Genomic DNA, 19,186 nt, shown 5'->3' with positions numbered 1-19,186 from the left:
GCGGCGCCTATCTCGTCTACGGCCTCGCGACCGGACGCCTGCGCGAGCGCCTCCTGCCGATCCGTCCACGCGACATCGTGCAGACGGTCCGCGACACGCTGCGGCTCAAGCTCGCCCACGAGGACCTGACGACCTACAACGCCGTCCAGAAGATCCTCTACATCGTCGCCATCCTGGCCGGCCTCAGCCAGGTCGTCAGCGGGCTGGCCATCTGGAAGCCGGTCCAGTTCTCCGGCCTCGTCGCACTGCTCGGCGGTTTCCAGGGGGCGCGTCTCGTCCACTTCGCCGGCATGGCGGTGCTGGCGGGTTTCCTCGTCATCCACGTGGTGCTGGCCCTGCTCGTGCCGCGCACGCTGTGGGCGATGCTGACCGGTGGCCCGGTCCGCCGTTCGGACGCCCCTGTCCTGGCGCGGGAGGCGACGCGATGAGGTCCCCCTTCCGCCCCCTCAAGGTGCCGGATCCCGGCATCCTCGACGATCATCGCCCGCTGATCCGACAGATTGAGCGGCGCGGTCTCCTGCGCGGCGGCCTGACGCTGGGCGCGCTCACGATGCTCACAGGCTGCGACGTGACTGACACGACCGCGGTCGGCCGCGCGCTGCGCGCCGTCTCGGACTTCAACGACGGGGTCCAGGCCGCCCTTTTCGATCCCCGCAAACTGGCGCCCGAATATCCCGCCTCCCAGGTCCTGAAGCCGCCGCGCTTTAACGCCTACTACGATGTCGAGGATGTGAAGCCGCTCGACGGCGATGCGTGGCGGCTCGAACTCGCCGGGCTGATCTCCGACAAGCGGCCCTGGACGCGGCGGCAGATCGCGGAATTGCCCGAGCGAGAGATCATCATCCGCCACGTCTGCGTGGAGGGCTGGGATTATATCGGGCAGTGGTCGGGCGTGCCGCTCCGCGCCTTCCTGGAGCGCGTCGGCGCCGACCTCACCGCCAAGTACGTCGCCTTCAAGACGGCGGACGACTACCCGAGCAGCATCGACATGGCCAGCGCGCTGCACCCGCAGACGCTGCTCGCCACGCGCTACGCCGGCGAGGACCTGCCGGACCCCTTCGGATATCCGCTGCGCCTGCGCACTGCGGTCAAGCTCGGCTTCAAGAATCCGAAATGGATCACGGCCATCGAGGTGACCAACACCTATCCCGGCGGTTACTGGGAGAGCCGCGGCTTCAGCTGGTTCGCCGGCCTATGAGCGCCCGCGCGTTCCGGTGTGCCTTCGGCGTCCTGCTGACGCTGGCCCTTGCCGGGCCAGGGCGGGCGCAGACGGCCGGTCCCTCGCCGACACCCGACCACATGCCGGAGCCCGGCATGACCGCCCCTGAGATGGCGGGGCGCGCCGCAAACCGGTCTCCCCAGCCGGTTCGCGTCGGCGATCTCCCCGGTCGCTTCCTGCTCCAGCCGGAGGAGTCGCAGCCCGTCCTCGGCCGTGTCACGGGGCTCGTCCGCGGAGGAGACGGCGCCGTCGCAGTGACCGTGCGCCTCGACGGTGCTCTTGGTCTGGACTGGTTCGGCCTGCGACCGGTCTCCTGGAGCGGGTTCGGGTCCCGGCTGGTGGCCGTGCCGGTCGAGGCGGTGGCGCTGTTGGGCGAGCACGTCGCCCTCATGGGCCTGACTCCGGAGCGCCTGCGCGCGCTGCCGACCTTCGCGCCCGGCGCGGGCACCGAAATACCGCCGGACGAGACGCTCCGCATCGGGATCGTCCGGCCCTTCCACTGATCACGCAGGAGCCTCGGAGATGGCACTGGGACCGACGTCCGGACTGGCCGCCACTTGCGCGATCGGCGTGATGGCCAAGGCGCCGCGGAGCGGTCGCTCCAAGACGCGGCTGTGCCCGCCGCTGACGCCTGACCAGGCCGCGCTCCTGAGCGCCGCCTTCCTGCGCGACACGACCGGCAACATCCTGGAAGCGGCGCGCGCCGCGCCGATCACCGCTTACGCCGCCTACGCACCGCGCGGCGCGGAGACCTTGGTGGTCCCCCATCTGGCCGTCGGAACAGACCTCGTCCTCGCGGATGGAAGCACACCAGCCCCAGCGGCGGTCGAAGGCTTCGGCCGCTGCCTGCTGCAGGCCGTCGAGGGCATGCTCGCGCACGGCCATGCGGCCGCCTGCGTGCTCAGCTCCGACATCCCTACCCTTCCGACGCGCCTCCTGATCCAGTCGGCTCGGCTCCTGCTCGCGCCGGGGGATCGGGCCGTGCTCGGCGCCTGCGACGACGGCGGCTACTACATTCTCGGCCTCAAGCGGGCCCATGCCCGCCTGTTCGCCGATATCGCCTGGAGCACCGGCACCGTCGCGGCCGCCACCCGCGCCCGGGCGCGCGAGATCGGCCTTGATCTCGTCGAGTTGGAGCCCTGGTACGACGTCGACGACGCTGCCTCGCTCGCCCGGCTCTCCGCCGACCGGGTCGGCTACGCCGCACCGGCAACACGCGCGGTCCTGGCGCGGCTCGCACAGGCGTCGGAGGCCGTACCGGCATGACCCGGCTTCTCGCCAGCCCCGCGCGCCAGCTCGCGGCACTGGGCCTTCTGCTGCTGGCCGTGAATGTGAGTGCGCTCGCCATCCACGTTCCAGGGGCCGAGGTCGTCGGCTCGGCGGCCGACTCCAGAGCGTTCGTAGGCGTCGTGCTCCTCGACCTCGTGGTCTACCTACTCGCTGTACGCACGGTGCTGCGCGAGCGGCTGCCGCGGGCGGCGCTGTGGACGATCCTCGGCGTCGCCGTACTGACGCGGGCCGCTTTGCTTCTGGCGCCGCCATTCCTGTCAACCGACATCTACCGCTACGTCTGGGACGGACAGGTCCAGGCTGCCGGGATCAACCCCTACCGCTACATCCCGGCGGATCCGGCTCTTGAACGGCTGCGCGACTCAGACATCTACCCGCTGATCAACCGGAAGGATTACGCCCGCACGATCTACCCGCCCGCGGCGCAGATGGTCTTCGCCGCTGTGGGCCAAGTCTCGCACGGCGTCACCGGGATGAAGCTCGCGATGCTGGGCTTCGAGGCCCTGGGCGTGCTGGCGATGCTCGCGATCCTGCGCGGCGCCGGGTTGCCTGAGGCCCGCATCCTGATCTACGCCTGGAACCCGCTCGCCCTATGGTCCTTCGCTCGCGACGGGCATGTCGACGCCGTGGCGATCGGTCTCCTCGGCCTGGCGCTGCTCGCTCGCACCAGCCGTCGCTACGGGCTCGCGGGCGCGCTCCTGGGCGCGGCGACGCTAGTGAAGGTTCTGCCCGTCGCGGTAGCGCCCGCCTTCGTGCGCGGTGGCCGGCTGTGGCGACCGATCCTCATCGGGGCGGCCGTGATCGCCGTCCTATATTTGCCCTACCTCACCGCCGGCCGGGACGTGTTCGGCTTCGCAGGGGGCTACGGGGCCGAGGAGGGCTACGAGACCGGCGCAGGCTACTGGCTACTCGCCGGGCTCGGCCATCTCGGGCTCAGCCCCCCGAGCCTGCTGCGGACCTACTTGGCCTGCGCCGGCCTGACACTCGCCGCGCTCGCGCTCCGGATCGCCTTCGGGCGCGACCGGGCACCCGCGCCCGACGCAGTCGCGCTCTGCCGCGACGCCGGGATCCTCGCAGCCCTCACCACCTGCGCAGCGAGCCCGCACTACGCTTGGTACTACCCCTGGCTGGCCCTGCCCGCGGTGGTCGCGCCGGCCCCGGCCCTGATCTGGCTCGGCGCGGCGCCGATCCTGTTCCTGATCGATCCGTTCAACGACCGCTTCCTCTGGCCGTCGCTGGTCTTCGTCCCGGCCCTCGTCCTGGCCGCCCGCTCCCTGTGGCAGGCCCGTACGGCGCCCCAGGCCGCCCTCCCGCAAGGAACCGCCCGATGACGGCCTCCGCCGCCCTGAAGGACCCCCGCCGCTACTTCGAGGAGGTCGGTGCCGACCGCGCCTCTGAGGCCGCGGCGCCGCCGGTCTGCCTCTATCTGGAGGTCACGAACCGCTGCAACCTGCTGTGCGAGACCTGCCCGCGCACCTTCGAGACCCTGGAACCCCCGGCGGACATGAGCTGGGCGCTGTTCACGCGGGTCGTCGACCAGGTGCCGAACGTCGCCCGGGTCGTGCTCCACGGGGTCGGCGAGCCGATGCTGGTGAAGGACCTGCCGCGGATGGTCCGCTACCTCAAAGACCGCGGCACCTACGTCCTGTTCAACACCAACGGGACCCTGATGCAGCCGAAGCGCTTCCAGGAGCTGATCGACACCGGTCTCGACGAGCTGCGCGTCTCCCTCGACGCCGCCGACCGGGCCTCCTACCGCAGAGTGCGCGGCAAGGACTACTTCGACCGGATCGTGCGCGACGTCGGCAAGTTCGTCGCATTCCAGAAGGCGACCGGCGCCACGACGCCCCGGGTCTCGCTCTGGCTCACGGGCCTCAAGGAGACCGTGGATCAGCTCCCGGCCTTCGTGCGGCTCGCGGCCGAGATGGGCGTGACCGAGGTGCACCTGCAGCGCCTCGTCTTCGACGAAGTCGGATACGGTATGGCCCGCGCCGACCTGTCGCTGTTCGAGAGCACGCAGTCTGCGGAGGCTGCCGCCATCGCCGAAGCCGAGGCGATCGGCCGCTCGCTGGGGGTGACGCTCGACGCCTCGGGCGCGACCGAGCCCGGGATCAGCCTGAAACGGCAGGACGACCGCGCCTGGGCGACGTGCCGCCGGCCCTGGTCCCTGATGTACTTCACCGCGCACGGACGGGCGCTGCCCTGCTGCATCGCGCCGTTCTCGGTGCGGGGCTACTCCAACTACACGCTGGGCGACGCCACGCAGGCCACGCTCCGGGAGATCTGGAACGGCGCGGCCTATCGCGACTTCCGCACATCGCTCCTCTCCGACGCGCCGCCCGCCCCGTGCCAGAACTGCGGCCTGCGCTGGAGTCTCTGAGCGATGCACCCGGTCAGCATCGTCATCCCGACCCTGAACGAGGCCGAGGCGATCGGCGCGGTGATCCGCGAGATCCCGCCGGCATACGCGGGCGACATCATCGTCGCCGACAGCGGCTCGACCGACGGTACGCAGGCCATCGCCCGGGCGGCAGGCGCCCGGGTGATCGAGGCCGGGCGCGGCTACGGCCGGGCCTGCGCGCTCGGGGCCGCCGCCGCCGACCCGGCCTCGCGCGTGATCGTCTACCTCGACGGGGACGGCGCGGATCGCGGCGACTTGATCGACCGGATCGCCGGTCCGGTGCTCGCCGGCCACCACGACCTCGTCCTCGCCTCGCGCACCCTGGGCAGCCGTGAGCCCGGATCCATGCTCTGGCACCAAGTGCTCGCCGGCCGCCTCGCCGGCCTCGGCATCGGCTTGCGCTACGGCGTCCGCTACACCGACATGTGCGCGTTCCGCGCCATCGACCGCGCCGCACTGCAGGCCCTCGACCTGCGCGAGCTGACCTACGGCTGGAACATCGAGATGCAGATGCAGGCCGCGCGCGCTGGCCTGCGCATCCGCGAGGTGCCGATGCCCTACCGGCGCCGTCTGGGCGGATCCTCGAAGGTCGCGGGTTCGCTCGGTGGGACGCTGCGGGCCGCGACGCGGATCGGCGCGACCTACCTGCGCGTCGCCGCCGGGCCGGGGCGGGGCGCGTGAGGTCGGCGATGGCGCTCGAGGACGACGCTGCACCGGGCCTGCTGACCGCTAGCCGGATCGAGGAGCCCGGCCCCGACACGCGGCAGGATCACGGGATCGCCCCGTCGCGAGCGTTCGCGTTGGCGGCGTATCTCGACCGCTGGTCGGGCTGTGCGCACCACGACCTCGCCGCCTCGGACTCAGAGCCACTGACGCTCGCCGCGTTGCTGCGTCTTGCCGGCCCGGAGGAGCGTCGGCGCTGGCGGAAGGTCGGGCTCGGCTACGCCGACCCGCGCGGCGCCGCTTGGCTGCGCGCTACCACCGCCGCCCGCTACCACCAGCTCGGTGCCGACGACGTGCTGATCAGTGCCGGCGCACAGGAAGCGGTGACCTGCGTGCTGAGCGCGCTGCTCGGTCCGGCCGACCACGCGGTGGTGGTGGTGCCGATCTACCAGCCCTCGGAACTGGTCGTGACGCGGCTGTGCGCGACCGACGGCGTCGCCCTCTGTCCGGACCGGAATTGGAGCCTCGACCTCGACCGCCTCGCGGCGGCCATTCGGCCGAACACGCGCCTCGTGCTGATGAATTTCCCCAACAGCCCGACCGGTGCGGCGCTGGATCGAGCGACCTTGGACGGTCTGATCGACCTCTGCCGCCGACACGGGCTCTGGCTGGTCAACGACGAGGTCTATCGCCAGACGGAACTCGACCAAGATCGCGCCGTCCCGCCCGTCGTCGACCTGTACGAGCGCGGGATCTCCATCAACGGGCTGTCGAAGGGGTTCGGGCTTCCGGGCCTGCGCGTCGGCTGGGCCGCCTGTCGCGACCGTGGGGCGCTCGACCGCGTCCTCACCGCCAAGAGCCTGCTGTCGAGCTGCCTCGCCGGGCCGAGCGAGATCCTGGCGCAGGTCGCGTTGCAGGCCGAGCCGCACCTGACCGGCCGCGCCCGCGGTATCGGGCAACAAAACCATCTCCGCCTGCGGGCGCTGCTCGACCGCTACCCGGACCTGTTCGATCCGGACGAGCCGACCAACTTGGCCTTCGCCTGTCCCTGCTTCCGCGGTCGGGAGGGGGCGGCCGCATTCGCGCGCGCACTCGCGTCCGAGACCGGCGTCCTCGTGCTGCCCTCTGCCCTTTGGCACTCGGAGCTGGCATCGGTCCCCACGGACCGCCTGCGCCTCGGCCTCGGCCGCGTCGGCAGCGGCCCGGCGCTCGGGATCCTCGCGGATCACCTGCGGCGACGCGCCGGCCGATGAGCTCCGAACGGCTCGATACCTGCGACTTGGCGCCCGTTCCGGCTGCCAGTGCCACACACAGGCGTTCCGGCGCTTCCTCGGCATCTCGGAACAGCTTCCCGGCATCGCGCGCCTGCTCCTGCGCTCCGCCATGGTGTCGAGCGGCGCCCAGACCCTGGCGGCCGTCACCCGCGCCGCCGTCTTGCTCAAGGCCGCCCTGGCCGGGGTCGACCTGCGTGCGTGGTCGAGCTTCGAGACGACGGCCGAGCTCGGCTACCGTTGCGCTCGCGAGGCGCTGGATTCAGGCCGACTAGGAGCCTGGACATGATTCACACATCCCTTCGGAGCCCGCGCATGCGTGTCGTCGTCGATCTCAACCGCTGCCAGGGCTACGCCCAGTGCTGCTACGCTGCTCCGGACCATTTCGAGGTGCGCGGCCACGAGATCCTGTTTTACGATCCAGCACCGCCGGAGGCGAAACGGTCGCAGATCGAGCGCGCGCAGCAGGCCTGCCCGGTTCGGGCGATCGCGATCGAGCCCGCCGGTCTCGCGCAGGGCGACGTACCGTGAGCGACCACCAGCGACAGGCCATCGTCGTGGTGGGCGCCTCCCTGGCCGGGCTGCGGGGCGCGGAGGCGCTGCGGGACGGCGGCTATGACGGGCCTCTGATCCTGGTCGGGGATGAGCCGCACAAGCCCTACGACCGGCCGCCGCTGTCCAAGCACGTCCTCGCGGGCGAGCTTCCCCCCGAGGCGACGGCGCTTCCGCAACTCACCCGTCTGCAGGCGCAGTGGCGGCTCGGCCAGCCGGCCGTCGCCCTCGATCGGGAACGCCGGGAGCTGCGCCTCGCCGACGGGGCGACGCTTTCCTACGCGAAGCTCCTGATCGCCACCGGCGCCCGGGCGCGGCCATGGCCCGGAGCGGGCGCTGATCTCGCCGGGATCTTCACGATCCGGACCCTGGAGGATGCCCGCGCCCTGCGGAGCGCGCTGGCGCGTCGGCCGAGCCGCGTTCTCATCGTCGGCGCCGGTCTGATCGGGTGCGAGGCGGCCTCCTGCTGCCGCGATCTCGGCTTGGCGGTCACCCTCGTCGATCCCAACCCGACACCACTCGCCCGCCTGCTCGGCACCGCGATCGGGGCGACGCTCGCAGGACGGATGCAAGAATTCGGTGTGGACCTTCGCCTGAACACCGAGGTGCAGGCCTTCTCCGGCGACGTGGGGCAGGTGAGGCGCGCCCACTTGCTGGGCGGCGCGGTGATCGCGGCGGACCTCGTCATCGTCGCCCTCGGCGCAACGCGCGACACGGATTGGCTCGCCGCAGCCGGCCTCGTCGCCGACGCGCGCGGTCTGACCTGCGACGCGGCCTGCCGCGCCATGACCATGACGGGCGAGCCTGATCCCGGCATCTACGCGGCCGGAGACGTCGCGCGCTGGCCGAACCCGCTCACCGGCGGCCATCTCGTGAACGTCGAGCATTGGGGCAACGCGGTGGATCAGGCCCGGCACGCGGCAGCGAACATGCTCGCCCCGCCCGCGGACCAAGGCCCGTACGAACACCTGCCGGCCTTCTGGTCGAGCCAGTTCGGCCTCAACATCAAGCTCGCCGGCCTGACCGACGGGGCGGATGCGCTCGCGATCGTCCAGGGATCTCGGGCGTCGCACCGGTTCCTCGCCGTCTATGGCCGGGCCGGGCGCACCGTCGCGGCCCTCTCCTTCGATCAGGCCCGCTGGCTTCCTGCCTACGCCGAGGCCGTGGCTACCGGGGCGGCCTTCCCGCCGATCCTCGGCGCCACCGACCAGCCGCGAATCGAGACCCTGGCGCCTGGCTTCCCCAGCCCGCGGCGATCCTCCAACCGAGCCGTCCCGGCTCTGGAGATGGCCCATGCCTGACGAGACGCTGTTCGCGCAGGTCCTCGATCCGAGGAACCGGGCGAATCCCTATCCCCTTTACGCACGCTTGCGTGAGACGCCCGTCTCCCGGCAGGCGGACGGCAGCTACGTCGTCAGCACCCATGCCGCCCTCAGGAGCCTGATCTTCGATCCCCGGCTGAGCTCGGAGGACCTGCCGCCCTCACGCCGGCCCGCCACGGGCAATCCCCTGAAGGACTGGATCCTCAACCCGATCCGGAACCGGGTGGTCAACGCCCACCGCCCGCTGATCTTCCGCGATCCGCCCGACCACGACACTCTGCGCGGGTTCGTGATGAAGGAGTTCACCATCGCCCGGGTACGGGATTCCCACGCCAAGGTTGCGGCGCTGGTCGATACCCTGATCGACAGGTGCCGCGGCCGCGATACGGTCTGCCTCGTGGAGGACCTGTCCTACCCGCTGCCGGTGGCCGTCATCTGCGAGCTCCTCGGCGTGCCCGAGGCCGACGAGGCGCAGTTCCATGCCTGGGCGATCCGTCTCGCCACGGCCCTGGAGCCGGACGCGCGCCACGACGAGGCGGGACGGCGGGAGATCACGGCGACCTTCGACGCGATCTCCGACTACATGCGCCGGCTGATCCGCGAGAAGCGCCGCCGTCCGGCGGACGACATGCTCAGCGGCCTCGCCGCCCGCGGCGACCGGACGAGCCCGGCCATGGGCGACATCGACCTGATCTCGACAGCGATCCTGCTCCTCGTCGCGGGTCACGAGACGACGGTGAACCTCATCACCAACGGCATGCTCACCCTGCTCCGGCATCCCGAGGAGCTCGAGAAGCTGAAGGCCGACCCTGAACGGGCACCCCGCGTGATCGAGGAGATGCTGCGCTACGAACCCCCCGTCCATTTCCGCACCCGCAAGGCGCTCGGTGCCATCGACGTGGCGGGAACGACGATCCCGGCAGGATCGTCGGTGGTCCTGCTCTTCGCGGCCGGAAACCGCGACCCGGCGCGGTTCGCGCGGCCCGACCAGTTCGATCCCGACCGGCCGGACAACCAGCATTTCGGGTTCGGCGGGGGCCTCCATTACTGCGTGGGCGCCCCGCTGGCGCGGATCGAGGCCGAGATCGCCCTCGTCACGCTCTGTCGGCGCTTGGTCGCGCCGCGGCTCATGGACGACCCGCCGCCCTACCGGCCGGGCGCTTCGCTGCGCGGCCCGAAGAACCTCGGCATCACTATAGCGGGGATCGCCTGATCCTCCAGGCGCGCATGATGCTGGGGCGATCCCGAGAACCATGCGCGATCGTCGAGCTGAGCGGGACCGGCAGTGCACTCGTTCCAGCGAGCTTGGCGCCCATAGATGTCACACAAGAAATCTATGCCGGCCTCGGTGAGGTTGATAGCATCGCCGCCACTCTGAGAATATGTTTATGGGACCGATACCTCAGTGTTGCTATAGACATGTCATTTAACCTATGATGTTGCTTGGCGGCGAGCATCAGTAGCACCGGAAATGCTTGTTCTAGATTAAGGTTACTGCCAACTTTTTGACTCAGATGGAGCCGATATGTCGATGCATTACAGCGGTCGAGTCGCTGCTACCGTTTGCCCTCGGGGCGCCCACACCCTGATCGGAAGGTTGACGGCCGTACTCGTCACCCTGGCGTCCTTCGCATACGCATCAGTTCGCGCTGAGGCGAATGCAGAAGGCGACATGCGCACGGCAATTCTGTGCGCCTACGAGCCGGAATGGCAGGCGCTGTTGCCTTCGCTCACCGATCGGCAGGAGGCTAGATACGGGGGAGTGACCTTCGTCACGGGGCGGATCGAGGGTACGCCCGTCGTGGTGATCGAAAGCGGCATCGGCCCGGTCAACGCGGCTGTAGCAACGCAGACGGCCATCGACCGCTACATGCTCAATGGCATCATCGTCATGGGCATCTCGGGTGGAATCAATCCCGAGTTGCATATTGGCGATGTGGTCATCCCGGCGCAATGGCGCGAGTACCTGGACTCGGTGTTTGCCCGAGAGCGGGGCGGACGATACACCTTGCCGAGCTTTTTCCCTGCACCGCAGACCGAAAACTTTGGGATGATCTTCCCGCAGCCCGTTCGAATACAGAACTCAGCGGGCGGGACCGATTTGCGCACGTGGTTTCCAGTCAATGCCCGTCTGCTAGACGCCGCCCAAAAAACGTCGGCCGGTGTCGCCCTCGAAACCTGTACGGCTGATCGTAAATGCCTGCACGCGACGCCGCGCGTCGTCGTGGGCGGCAACGGTATCTCGGGGCCAGCCTTCGTCGACAACGTGGCTTTCCGAGACTTCGCCCACCGAGCGTTCAAGGCCGAAGCAGTGGACATGGAGGCGGCCGCGGTGGCGCATACCGCGTCCATGAACGCGGTGCCATTCCTGTCCATCCGCAGCCTGTCCGATCTAGCTGGCGGAGATGCCAGTTCGAACGAAATGGAAGCCTTCCAGGGCCTCGCGTCGCGGAATGCCGTCGCCGTTCTGCGCGCGATCCTCTTGCAGCTTCGCCCTGGAAAGTGAGTATGACAGGCTGACCCGTCTCACATTCTGTTTCGGATCACGCGCAGATCGCGTGCGACGGCGCATCGCGGGCCGCCTTAAATTGCAGGACAGGTTGGCTTTGGACCGGGGCTGATTGAGAGGATCAGCCAGGACCTCAGGAGTCGGACATGCGGCGAGGTCTGAACGTCGCGGTGCTCGTCATCCCGGCGACATCCATAGCCGCGAGCGCGAATCTCACCGTTGTCGTGCTGTCGCCGTTCTGGCGGCGGTTCAACGCGGCGGGGGTGATCGGAGGCATGGCGACGGAAATGGTCTCGCCCGTCGCCTTCGCGCTGCTCGGGCCGGCCTTCCTGGGAGCCGTCTTCCCGATCATGAACCCGGCGATACTGAGCATGCCGCTTGGGCTCCCCGGTGCGGCGCTTTGCGCCTTCGTCAGCCGGCACGAGCCGGACGCCGACGCTTACCTTGATGCCGTGATGTTTAAGGCCCGAATCGGCCCCGCACCCGCCACAGCCCGCCCCAGCCCTTGAACAAGGTACAACATCCGGTGATCAAAGCCTTCGTCTTCGATGCCTACGGCACGCTCTACGATGTGCAATCGGTCGCGGCCGTGACCGACGCCGCCTTTCCCGGCCATGGCGCCTATATTACGCAGGTCTGGCGATTGAAGCAGCTCGAGTACAGCTGGCTGCGTTCCCTCATGGGACGATACGAGGATTTCTGGGCGGTCACGCGCGAGTCGCTGTCCTACACCCTCGGGACGTTGGGGCTGACCCCGGACGAGCGCCTGTTCGAGGACGTGGCCGAGGCCTACAACCGCTTGACGCCCTATCCGGACGCCGAATCCGCGCTATGCGCGCTGGCGGGTTATCGCCGTGCGATCCTCTCGAACGGCAGTCCCGGCATGCTGGCGGCGTTGGTCCGCAACTCGGGGTTCGAGCGTCATCTTGAGGCGACGATCAGCGTCGATGGACGGCGGGTGTTCAAGCCGGACCCGCGCGCCTATGAACTTGTCGAAGAATGCCTGGGGCTGCGGCCCGACGAGGTGGTCTTCGTGTCGTCGAACGGTTTCGACGTGGCCGGGGCCAAGAGCTTCGGCTTCCGCGTGGTGCGCATCGAGCGGGTCGCGCCGATTGCGCTCGCGCGGGAGCTTGCAGCGGAGGGGGCAATCGCGCCGACGACGATGTTCAAGTCGCTGCGCACCCAGGTGGAAGGGTTGGGCTACGAGCCTGATGTCACTGTCGGATCGTTGGGCGAACTGGCTGGCCTCCCAGAGCGCCTATAGCGGCGTGCTCTGGCGCCCAGCACCTCTGCGAACCGATCAGCGACGGCCGTGCTGATCGATTGGCCACGAGTTGCAGCCGTCGGTGCGTATCGAGGTCTGAGCCTACGACCCCACACCCCGTTCCTGTCCCTTACCGGCCTCGCTTGTGAGCGGACTAGGCTCGAGTGGTGCTTCTTCGACCGGCTGGAGTAGCTCGGCCTGCGCCGGAACATATGGCAACCAGCCGGTCCCTTCGCCACCGACGCCACGCTCCGTATCCTCTGAGTGACTGCACCGGACCCCGCTAGGTCTGCTCGAAGCATCAACGAAATCTATCGAGGCGACTTCTCGGCCTCATTAGAGTCATACGCTGATCGAATTGGCGCATGCATTCTGGCTTCCCACGTCCAGCCTTAATACTCGATCATCCCGATCACACGCCGAAGGTCGCGTCCGAAGCTATAATGAGGATTGTCAATGGGCTCAGTGACTTGAGCCCCGCCGAGGAGGCTCCCCAGATTAACGCGTAGCCGGATCAGTTCCTGGAGCTCGCCGCCGCCGGTAGGAGCGAACACCCGGTGACCGAACTAGTCGATGCATTCGAGTGGTGTTCAACCGCGGGGTGGTCGTCCATCTCCCAATCACGCCGGCAGTGGCTTCAGATGCTCAAAATTGGCAGCCCTACGCCCAGATCGGCGATGGTTTTCCGACGAGACTAGCCGCGCGTCTGCGCCAGCCGGACCGCCTCAACAGGATACGTAGGGGTAGCGGACTGCCGTTAGAACCCTCGTCTTCCAAGAGAAGAACTCTCCTCTTTTGCCGCGTAAGTCCAAGGCGTCCCTTACGATCATCGGTCTGCGGGCGTGGTACTCCCCGGCTAATCGAGGAGATCGGCCAACGCTGCACTCAGGAGGCACTCGTTGCAGACAGCCTCAAGGGTGCGCCCCAACTCATCGATCACACGGGAGACGATACCGTAGGCGATGGCCCAATCGTTAGCACTGGGCCGGCGGAGTGCGTTGTCGCACCCGCGACGGGTAACCGAGATCTAGACCTCGGCGAGTTCTCCGGGATCAGGCAAGCTAAGGTAACTCGCTATGTTCCGGTTCATCATCCTGTCGCCGCCATGCTTATACCGCCTCTCGGCCTCCTGGGCAGCGCCGTGGCTCGCGATCGTATGCCAGTCCGTTCAAACGGCCCCGACGGTTCATGTGGCGGCGATGCCGCATCTCGAAGCAGCGGCGCTCTTCCGGCAGGTCGCGTCCTCACGGGCATTAAGCCTACCGGAGCTGCGCTCGATTCGCGTCTTGGCTCCACAAGCCCGCCCTCGGCACTGAAATCCGTCGCCTCAGCCACCTGATCCGGATCTCCGTTTGTACCGGCTGCTGAACCGCTGAAATTATCCAAGGTCCGCCATGATCCGCGCACTTCTTCTCTCCGTCCGGCCTGCACTGTGGTCGGTGCCCGCCAGTCTTCAGGTGTGGCTCATTGAGCGGGCTCTCCCAGCAGCGACTTTCGCACTCCTCTGCTTGTGGAGCCGGACGAAGCCCGCTTCACTGGCGCAACAGCTCAGCCCGGACGTGCTGCCGCTTTGACCATTCGCCCAGGGCCTCACCCAAGGCCCGGCACACGGCCCAAGTACCCGAGCACGTCGTGCTTGAGATCAATCCCGGTAGTGCACTGAGCAAGGCGCCCGGCGGAGGCCAGCGCATAATCCCGTTTCGTCGAGATTTGGGCGAAGCGTCGCGCGACCACGATGTTCAGAAATCGTTAGCAAGCGGATGCCGTCGCCCTTGAGCTCTCGCCAGAGCGCCTCGCGGAACCGCGCAAGGTCACAGCCTTCGCCGCCAAGTAGACCACATAGGAGGGAGCGCCTACCAGATGTTTGGTCTCGCTGTGTGGCGGTACGACTGACACCGCATGGAGGGACGCGCTATGGGATAGGTTCTCCACGGCAGCGCCACGACGACTGAGCGGCTGTGTTGAGGGCCAAGACGGTCACGACTGAGACCGGCCGGATCGAACTCTCGACCCTCGCGACCGGCAAGCGGCGTTCGATCCGCAGCTGATCGCCCGCTATCAGCGCCGTTTTCCCGGCTTCGACGACAAGATCGTGTCGATGTACGCGCGCGGCATGAGCACCCGGGAGATCGTTGGGCACCTGCGCGAGCTCTACGACATCGAGGTCTCACCCGACTTGATCAGCGCGGTGACCGACGCGGTCCTGGAGGAGGTCGCTGCCTGGCAAGCCCGCCCGCTGGAGCCAGTCTACCCGATCGTGTACTTCGATGCCCTGCGGATCAAGGTGCGCGACGAGGGCGTCGTCCGGAAGAAGGCCGTCCATCCTCGGGCTGTGGCTTGAGCAGAATGAGGGCGCCAAGTTCTGGCTGCGGGTCATGAACGAGCTCAGGAACCGCGGCGTCGAGGACGTGCTGCTGGCCGTGGTCGACGGCCTGAAGGGCTTCCCCGACGCGATCCGGGCGGTGTTCCCCGAGGCGCTGGTCCAGACCTGCATTGCCCACCTCCTGCGCCACAGCCTCGACTTCGTCGCCTACAAGGACCGCAAGCTCGTGGCGGGAGCGCTCAAGGACATCTACCGCGCGCTTGATGCCGCGGCTGGCGAGGCGGCCTTGATGGCCTTCGAGGCGGGGAGTGGGGCCGGCGCTACCCGGCCATCGCCCAGAGCTGGCGGCGGGCCTGGGGCGAGGTGATCCCGTTTTACGCCTTCCCCGGCGAGGTTCGCCGGATCCTGTAAACGACGAACGCCATCGAGGCCCTGAACGCCACGCTGCGCCGGGCTGTGCGCGCCCGCGGTCACGTCCTGATCGACGAGGCCGCGCTGAAGCTGCTCTACCTGGTCTTGAACCGCTCCGAGAAGGCGTGGAAGATGGGGCCCCGTGAGTGGGTCATGGCCAAGGCGCAGTTCGCCGTCATCTTCGACGAGCGCTTCACCCGGGCCATGGCGGCCTGATCTTCAACCTGCCGCCACTACACGGAATTCCTGACACCCCCCAGGAGCCATGCAGTAGCTTCTCACTCGGCTCGGTCCAAGATACCGGTCAGGTCAGACACTGTCGTCGACCACGCCCGTCAACCGTCGCGGAACGCATCCATATCAACACGACCGCGACGCACGGCAGCATCTTTCGGTTGTACAGGCCAAGCCGCGACAGTCCGATCGCCTAGCATCTTTCCTCCAACAGCACGCAGTCGGGTACCCGCCGGCCCAAATACCGTGCCGAATGACGACCTGGCCTGCATGCGGGCATACCAACCGGCCACCGCAGGCCGATCCGCCCATAACCGCTCAAGCCCGACATCCTCCGCACGAACGATCACGGGCAGGATGATAAGATCCGCCAACGTCACATCACTCCCAAGCAGGAAGGAGCGCCGATCGGCCAGGACAGCATCCATCTGCTCGAAAGTCCGTTTTAGATCTTCATTCGCTTCGTCGAGCAGCCTCGCCGGCAGCCCGTCCTCGCCGATAAGACCGTAGAAATGACCATGATGCGGATGGTGGATGGCAGACTGCCGGAATTGTCCAAGTTGGCCCGCAGCCACGAACATTGGGATGAAAAAGTTCTGCCAGGACGGGTAGCGGATTGCCGGCGTAGGAACCTGCTCGAAGAAGCGCATCAGGCGCCGCATGTCACCTCGGCCAGCTGGATCGGCAGGCGAAAGAGGTGGGCTGGGAAAGCTCTCGTCGAGGTACTCTGCTATTGCGGAGGAATCGAGAATCACCACGCCGTCATGGACAAGGCTCGGCACGACACCGTTCGGGTTGATAGCCAAATACTCGGGGCTGTATTGTTCGGCGCCTTCCAGGTCGACGTACACCCCCTCATGCTCCAGGCCCTTCTCTGCAAGGACCAGGCTCACTTTTTGTGAGCAGATCGAAGCGGGATATTGATACAGCTTGAGCACTATTTGGTCCTCATGGCACTGTAGCGGCAAAAGGTTGATAGAGTGCCGCTGCCATACTCTTTCGGTACCGAACCCAAATCGTTACGTCGCGCGGTCTACGGTTGGCTTGCGGCTCGCACCGCCCATTTCACGAACATCGCCGGGGCTGCGGATGTGCCGGATGGATGCGCGCTGCGGCACTGAAATGCAGCCCTGGCGCCTCCACAGGCGCCAGGACCTGCGCGAAGAGGCTATAACAGAACCCGTTGTGATGCGTTGAGGTGGGTGGAACCACCCTCCCCCCACGGCTTATGGACGGCGATCGCACCTGAACCGGCCAAGCCGAAGGGTGGGTGATCATGCGTGCCAAGTTTCGGTAGGCCACGAGCGGCTCAGTCTTGCCCTTCGATACGCTAAAGACGGGGTCGAGCCGATTCCAGATCGGGTTTTCAGCACCTCCTGCCGTCGACATCGCGGCTCGCGTCGACGTTCTCTGCCATCGCGCCCGGACGGCCGAGGCCGATCGCCCTGGCAAGCGCCGAGCGCCGCTCGGCGTAGCTGGTGGCGACCAGCGGGTAATCCGCTGGTAGTCCGAAGCGCGCGCGATAGCTGTGTGGGTCGAGGCCGTGCGCTGTTAGGTGGCGCTTGAGCGTCTTGTAGCTCTTGCCGTCAATGAAGCTCACGATGCCGTCGGGCTGGATCGACTCGCGTATTTGGGTCGTAGTCACCTTCCTAACCTCGTCGAGCGGGGTGGGGATGGCACCGCTGCCGGAGATTAGGCCGACGAGTGCGCCGTGCACGTCTCGAACAAGCTTCGGAAGCTCGGGAGCCGGAACGGGGTTGTTCGAAATGTAAGCGGCGACGATCTCGCCGGCCAACGCCGGAAGGTTCAATTCGCCTCGATTGGTATCTGTTGACAAGTCCTGTAATCCTAATGTGAGCTCTAGGTTGCGATGTTGTTTGTCTGGATGTGGGTGATAAGCCAGCCTTGCGCCCAATCCCTTATAATGTTGATTAGATTTACTCAGATTTATATGCCACCGAGTGATTTGAATGTTAATTAAAGTCTAGAAGTTGCGGACCAAGAAATGGCAGCCTTAGTCGCGATCCGCATATCCAGATCGGCTGGAGGAAAATCGGAATCGCCCTGGACAAGCGCGCTGCGCCTGCCTCCGGTGAGGAGCCGAATGGGTCGCCGGGGCCCAAGCTGGCCCGATTGAAAATATCGGCCGCCGAGCCCGCGGATGCCGCCAGGATCAAGCGGCACGGATAGGCGGCGGACTCGCTTACGCATCGCAAGCCTTGCAGATCGCGCGGGATCAATGGGGATGGCCTGGCTTATAGCGTGCGGCTGGGACGTCTTCCTGGGTGCGCGACGCTTCGCCCGCGACGTCGTCCATCACCAACTGGCTAAGAGCGCAGATGAACGAGGACAGCCGGTAGCCGTCGTGGCGTGAGAGCGCGTTGTCAAAGGCGCGCACGTTCCAGAATGGATCGTTTGCCAGCGTGATCGGGGCGATGCCCGTCAACGGCAGGCCGTGCTGGAACCGTACCGCCGGTGCGCCCTGGCCATCAATCTCGGGGTCCGGCGGAGCCAGGTTCTGGCTGTCCCATCCAAGCCCGTGCCGCGCGTCTTGCCGCCGCCGTGCCCGGCTCAACCAGCGGTTCGCCCGCGGGCACGTGATGTCGGCGTCGGCGAGAGTTCCGTAGGCGTGGTTCTGCTCCGAACCGGTCGCCGCGAGCCCCATCATCTCATGCGTCGTGCCGAACGGCGCCGCTGAGGGTTGCGCATCTGCGAGCACTCCTGCGGCCGGCCGCGGCGGGTCGAGGTTGCCGATCGTATGCGACTCCTCCGGGAGGCTGACTTGGAACGGGAATGTCGCGGCGAGCAGGGATAGGCCCCGCAATGGCGCCGTCAGGATCGCGTCGAGGAGATCGGGCTCGCGCGGGACCGCGCAGCTCATGCCTCGGGGCGGCCTACGCTCGATGCGCGCGGCACTCCGTTCAAGGAAAGCCGCCGCCGGCCGGAAGTCGAACTTGAAGGCCGGGAAGAGGTCGTGGGTCGCCCAGTCGTAATCCACGCCGGCGTTGAACATGGCGTCCGTGCCGGCGAGCCGCTGCCGGATGTGTGCCCGCGCCTCCTGGAAGCCGTCGTCGACGTCCAGGTTGATCCAGGCGCAGTCGCCGGGCCGCAAACCGCCTGCCGGGAAGGCGAGTGCCGCGGTTACCGACAGCATGACCGGGCGCTGGTCGATCGGGAACAAGCCGCTGTCGCGCGCCACCTCCTCCGGCGCGGCTTCTACGGGCGTTGCGACCCGCTCCCAGACCGCGCGCTGGAGGGCCGTCCACTTGCTCGCCTCGGCGGCGGGGTTGATGAGAACCACGAGGTCGCCGAGCACCGGTGGCAACGCCTCGCCGAAGCGGTGGCGCCGTACCGCCTTCAGAAGGTCATCCCTCAAGCCGGTGGCGAGCATGTTGCCGCCGAGGCTATGGCCGGCCACCACGAGCTTATTGTGTCGGTCAGATCCATCCGGAGCCGGCCGCCTCAGCGCCGCCTCGACGGTGCGCAGCGCCGAGACTGCCGCCGGAGCGACCGCCTCGCTCACCGGCTTGCGGTCGAACAGCGTCGCGGCCGCCGACAGGTCGCCGAAAAAGCCGCCGAGCCAAGCCCCAAACCTGTCGCGTAGCCCGCGCTCGTCGACCCGCGCGCCGCGCCAGCCGACATAGATCGCCGTGACCTTCGTCTCGCATGCGCCCGCGTCGAATCGGCAACGTTCACGCAGGAAGCGCGCGGCGTGGGCCGCGTAGAA

At 67.7% G+C, this 19,186-nt stretch carries 17 protein-coding genes and 2 pseudogenes; 16 read left to right on the top strand and 3 right to left on the bottom strand.

Annotation, left to right across the window (positions count from 1 at the left end; translation table 11 throughout):
- The 16 genes and pseudogenes from C4T42_RS30500 to C4T42_RS32940 form a co-directional block, all read left to right on the top strand.
- On the top strand, positions 1 to 428 hold a 428-nt coding region (locus tag C4T42_RS30500), incomplete at its 5' end, for a cytochrome b/b6 domain-containing protein (RefSeq protein ID WP_181049259.1).
- Positions 425 to 1,198 (top strand): molybdopterin-dependent oxidoreductase, encoded by a 774-nt coding sequence (locus C4T42_RS30495; RefSeq protein WP_020096389.1) that lies wholly within the window; start codon positions 425 to 427, stop codon positions 1,196 to 1,198. The genes C4T42_RS30500 and C4T42_RS30495, both read left to right, overlap by 4 nt.
- 116 nt (positions 1,199 to 1,314) lie before the next feature.
- The gene (locus C4T42_RS30490; RefSeq protein WP_244603329.1) at positions 1,315 to 1,722 is read left to right on the top strand and encodes a hypothetical protein; all 408 of its coding nucleotides are present in this window, start codon (positions 1,315 to 1,317) and stop codon (positions 1,720 to 1,722) included.
- A gap of 19 nt (positions 1,723 to 1,741) precedes the next feature.
- The gene (locus C4T42_RS30485; protein WP_103986484.1) at positions 1,742 to 2,485 is read left to right on the top strand and encodes a DUF2064 domain-containing protein; all 744 of its coding nucleotides are present in this window, start codon (positions 1,742 to 1,744) and stop codon (positions 2,483 to 2,485) included.
- Positions 2,482 to 3,840 carry a glycosyltransferase 87 family protein gene (locus C4T42_RS30480; RefSeq protein WP_103986483.1) on the top strand — a complete coding sequence of 453 codons (1,359 nt, stop codon included), beginning with the start codon at positions 2,482 to 2,484 and terminating at the stop codon, positions 3,838 to 3,840. The genes C4T42_RS30485 and C4T42_RS30480 overlap by 4 nt, the downstream gene beginning before the upstream one ends.
- The gene (locus C4T42_RS30475; protein WP_103986482.1) at positions 3,837 to 4,889 is read left to right on the top strand and encodes a radical SAM protein; all 1,053 of its coding nucleotides are present in this window, start codon (positions 3,837 to 3,839) and stop codon (positions 4,887 to 4,889) included. The genes C4T42_RS30480 and C4T42_RS30475 overlap by 4 nt, the downstream gene beginning before the upstream one ends.
- A 3-nt stretch (positions 4,890 to 4,892) precedes the next feature.
- The gene (locus C4T42_RS30470; RefSeq protein WP_020096394.1) at positions 4,893 to 5,591 is read left to right on the top strand and encodes a glycosyltransferase family 2 protein; all 699 of its coding nucleotides are present in this window, start codon (positions 4,893 to 4,895) and stop codon (positions 5,589 to 5,591) included.
- 8 nt (positions 5,592 to 5,599) lie between these two features.
- Positions 5,600 to 6,826: a pyridoxal phosphate-dependent aminotransferase gene (locus C4T42_RS30465; RefSeq protein WP_020096395.1), complete on the top strand. Its 1,227-nt coding sequence runs from the start codon at positions 5,600 to 5,602 to the stop codon at positions 6,824 to 6,826.
- Positions 6,827 to 7,159: 333 nt separating this feature from the next.
- On the top strand, positions 7,160 to 7,375 hold the full coding sequence (locus C4T42_RS30455; protein WP_020096397.1) for a ferredoxin: 216 nt from the start codon (positions 7,160 to 7,162) through the stop codon (positions 7,373 to 7,375).
- Positions 7,372 to 8,697 (top strand): FAD-dependent oxidoreductase, encoded by a 1,326-nt coding sequence (locus C4T42_RS30450; protein WP_103986481.1) that lies wholly within the window; start codon positions 7,372 to 7,374, stop codon positions 8,695 to 8,697. Before C4T42_RS30455 ends, C4T42_RS30450 begins: the two co-directional genes overlap by 4 nt.
- Positions 8,690 to 9,931 carry a cytochrome P450 gene (locus C4T42_RS30445; protein WP_020096399.1) on the top strand — a complete coding sequence of 414 codons (1,242 nt, stop codon included), beginning with the start codon at positions 8,690 to 8,692 and terminating at the stop codon, positions 9,929 to 9,931. The genes C4T42_RS30450 and C4T42_RS30445 overlap by 8 nt, the downstream gene beginning before the upstream one ends.
- Positions 9,932 to 10,315: 384 nt before the next feature.
- Complete coding sequence (locus tag C4T42_RS30440) at positions 10,316 to 11,224, top strand: 5'-methylthioadenosine/S-adenosylhomocysteine nucleosidase (RefSeq protein WP_158684273.1); 909 nt, start codon at positions 10,316 to 10,318, stop codon at positions 11,222 to 11,224.
- Positions 11,225 to 11,373: 149 nt separating this feature from the next.
- Complete coding sequence (locus tag C4T42_RS30435; protein ID WP_020096401.1) at positions 11,374 to 11,736, top strand: hypothetical protein; 363 nt, start codon at positions 11,374 to 11,376, stop codon at positions 11,734 to 11,736.
- Between the two features lie 17 nt (positions 11,737 to 11,753).
- Positions 11,754 to 12,491: a haloacid dehalogenase type II gene (locus C4T42_RS30430; RefSeq protein ID WP_020096402.1), complete on the top strand. Its 738-nt coding sequence runs from the start codon at positions 11,754 to 11,756 to the stop codon at positions 12,489 to 12,491.
- A 2,044-nt stretch (positions 12,492 to 14,535) separates the two neighbouring features.
- Positions 14,536 to 15,181, top strand: a pseudogene (locus C4T42_RS30425) (transposase).
- Positions 15,178 to 15,441, top strand: a pseudogene (locus tag C4T42_RS32940) (transposase). The pseudogenes C4T42_RS30425 and C4T42_RS32940 overlap by 4 nt, the downstream one beginning before the upstream one ends.
- Before the next feature lie 119 nt (positions 15,442 to 15,560).
- On the opposite strand, the gene C4T42_RS30420 reads toward C4T42_RS32940, so the two are convergent.
- From C4T42_RS30420 to C4T42_RS32650, 3 genes are all read right to left on the bottom strand, one after another.
- Positions 15,561 to 16,397 (bottom strand): glutathione S-transferase family protein, encoded by an 837-nt coding sequence (locus C4T42_RS30420; protein ID WP_146074085.1) that lies wholly within the window; start codon positions 16,395 to 16,397, stop codon positions 15,561 to 15,563.
- Positions 16,398 to 16,825: 428 nt separating this feature from the next.
- Positions 16,826 to 17,296 carry a MucR family transcriptional regulator gene (locus C4T42_RS30415; RefSeq protein ID WP_244603328.1) on the bottom strand — a complete coding sequence of 157 codons (471 nt, stop codon included), beginning with the start codon at positions 17,294 to 17,296 and terminating at the stop codon, positions 16,826 to 16,828.
- A gap of 399 nt (positions 17,297 to 17,695) precedes the next feature.
- The coding region (locus C4T42_RS32650; RefSeq protein WP_244603327.1) for a hypothetical protein at positions 17,696 to 19,186 on the bottom strand (1,491 nt) is incomplete at its 5' end.

It is taken from the genome of Methylobacterium sp. 190mf (assembly GCF_900107945.1).
Taxonomy (GTDB): Bacteria; Pseudomonadota; Alphaproteobacteria; order Rhizobiales; family Beijerinckiaceae; genus Methylobacterium.
The sequence above is the reverse complement of the archived record's forward strand: the minus strand, read 5'-3'. Positions and strand labels throughout refer to the sequence as shown.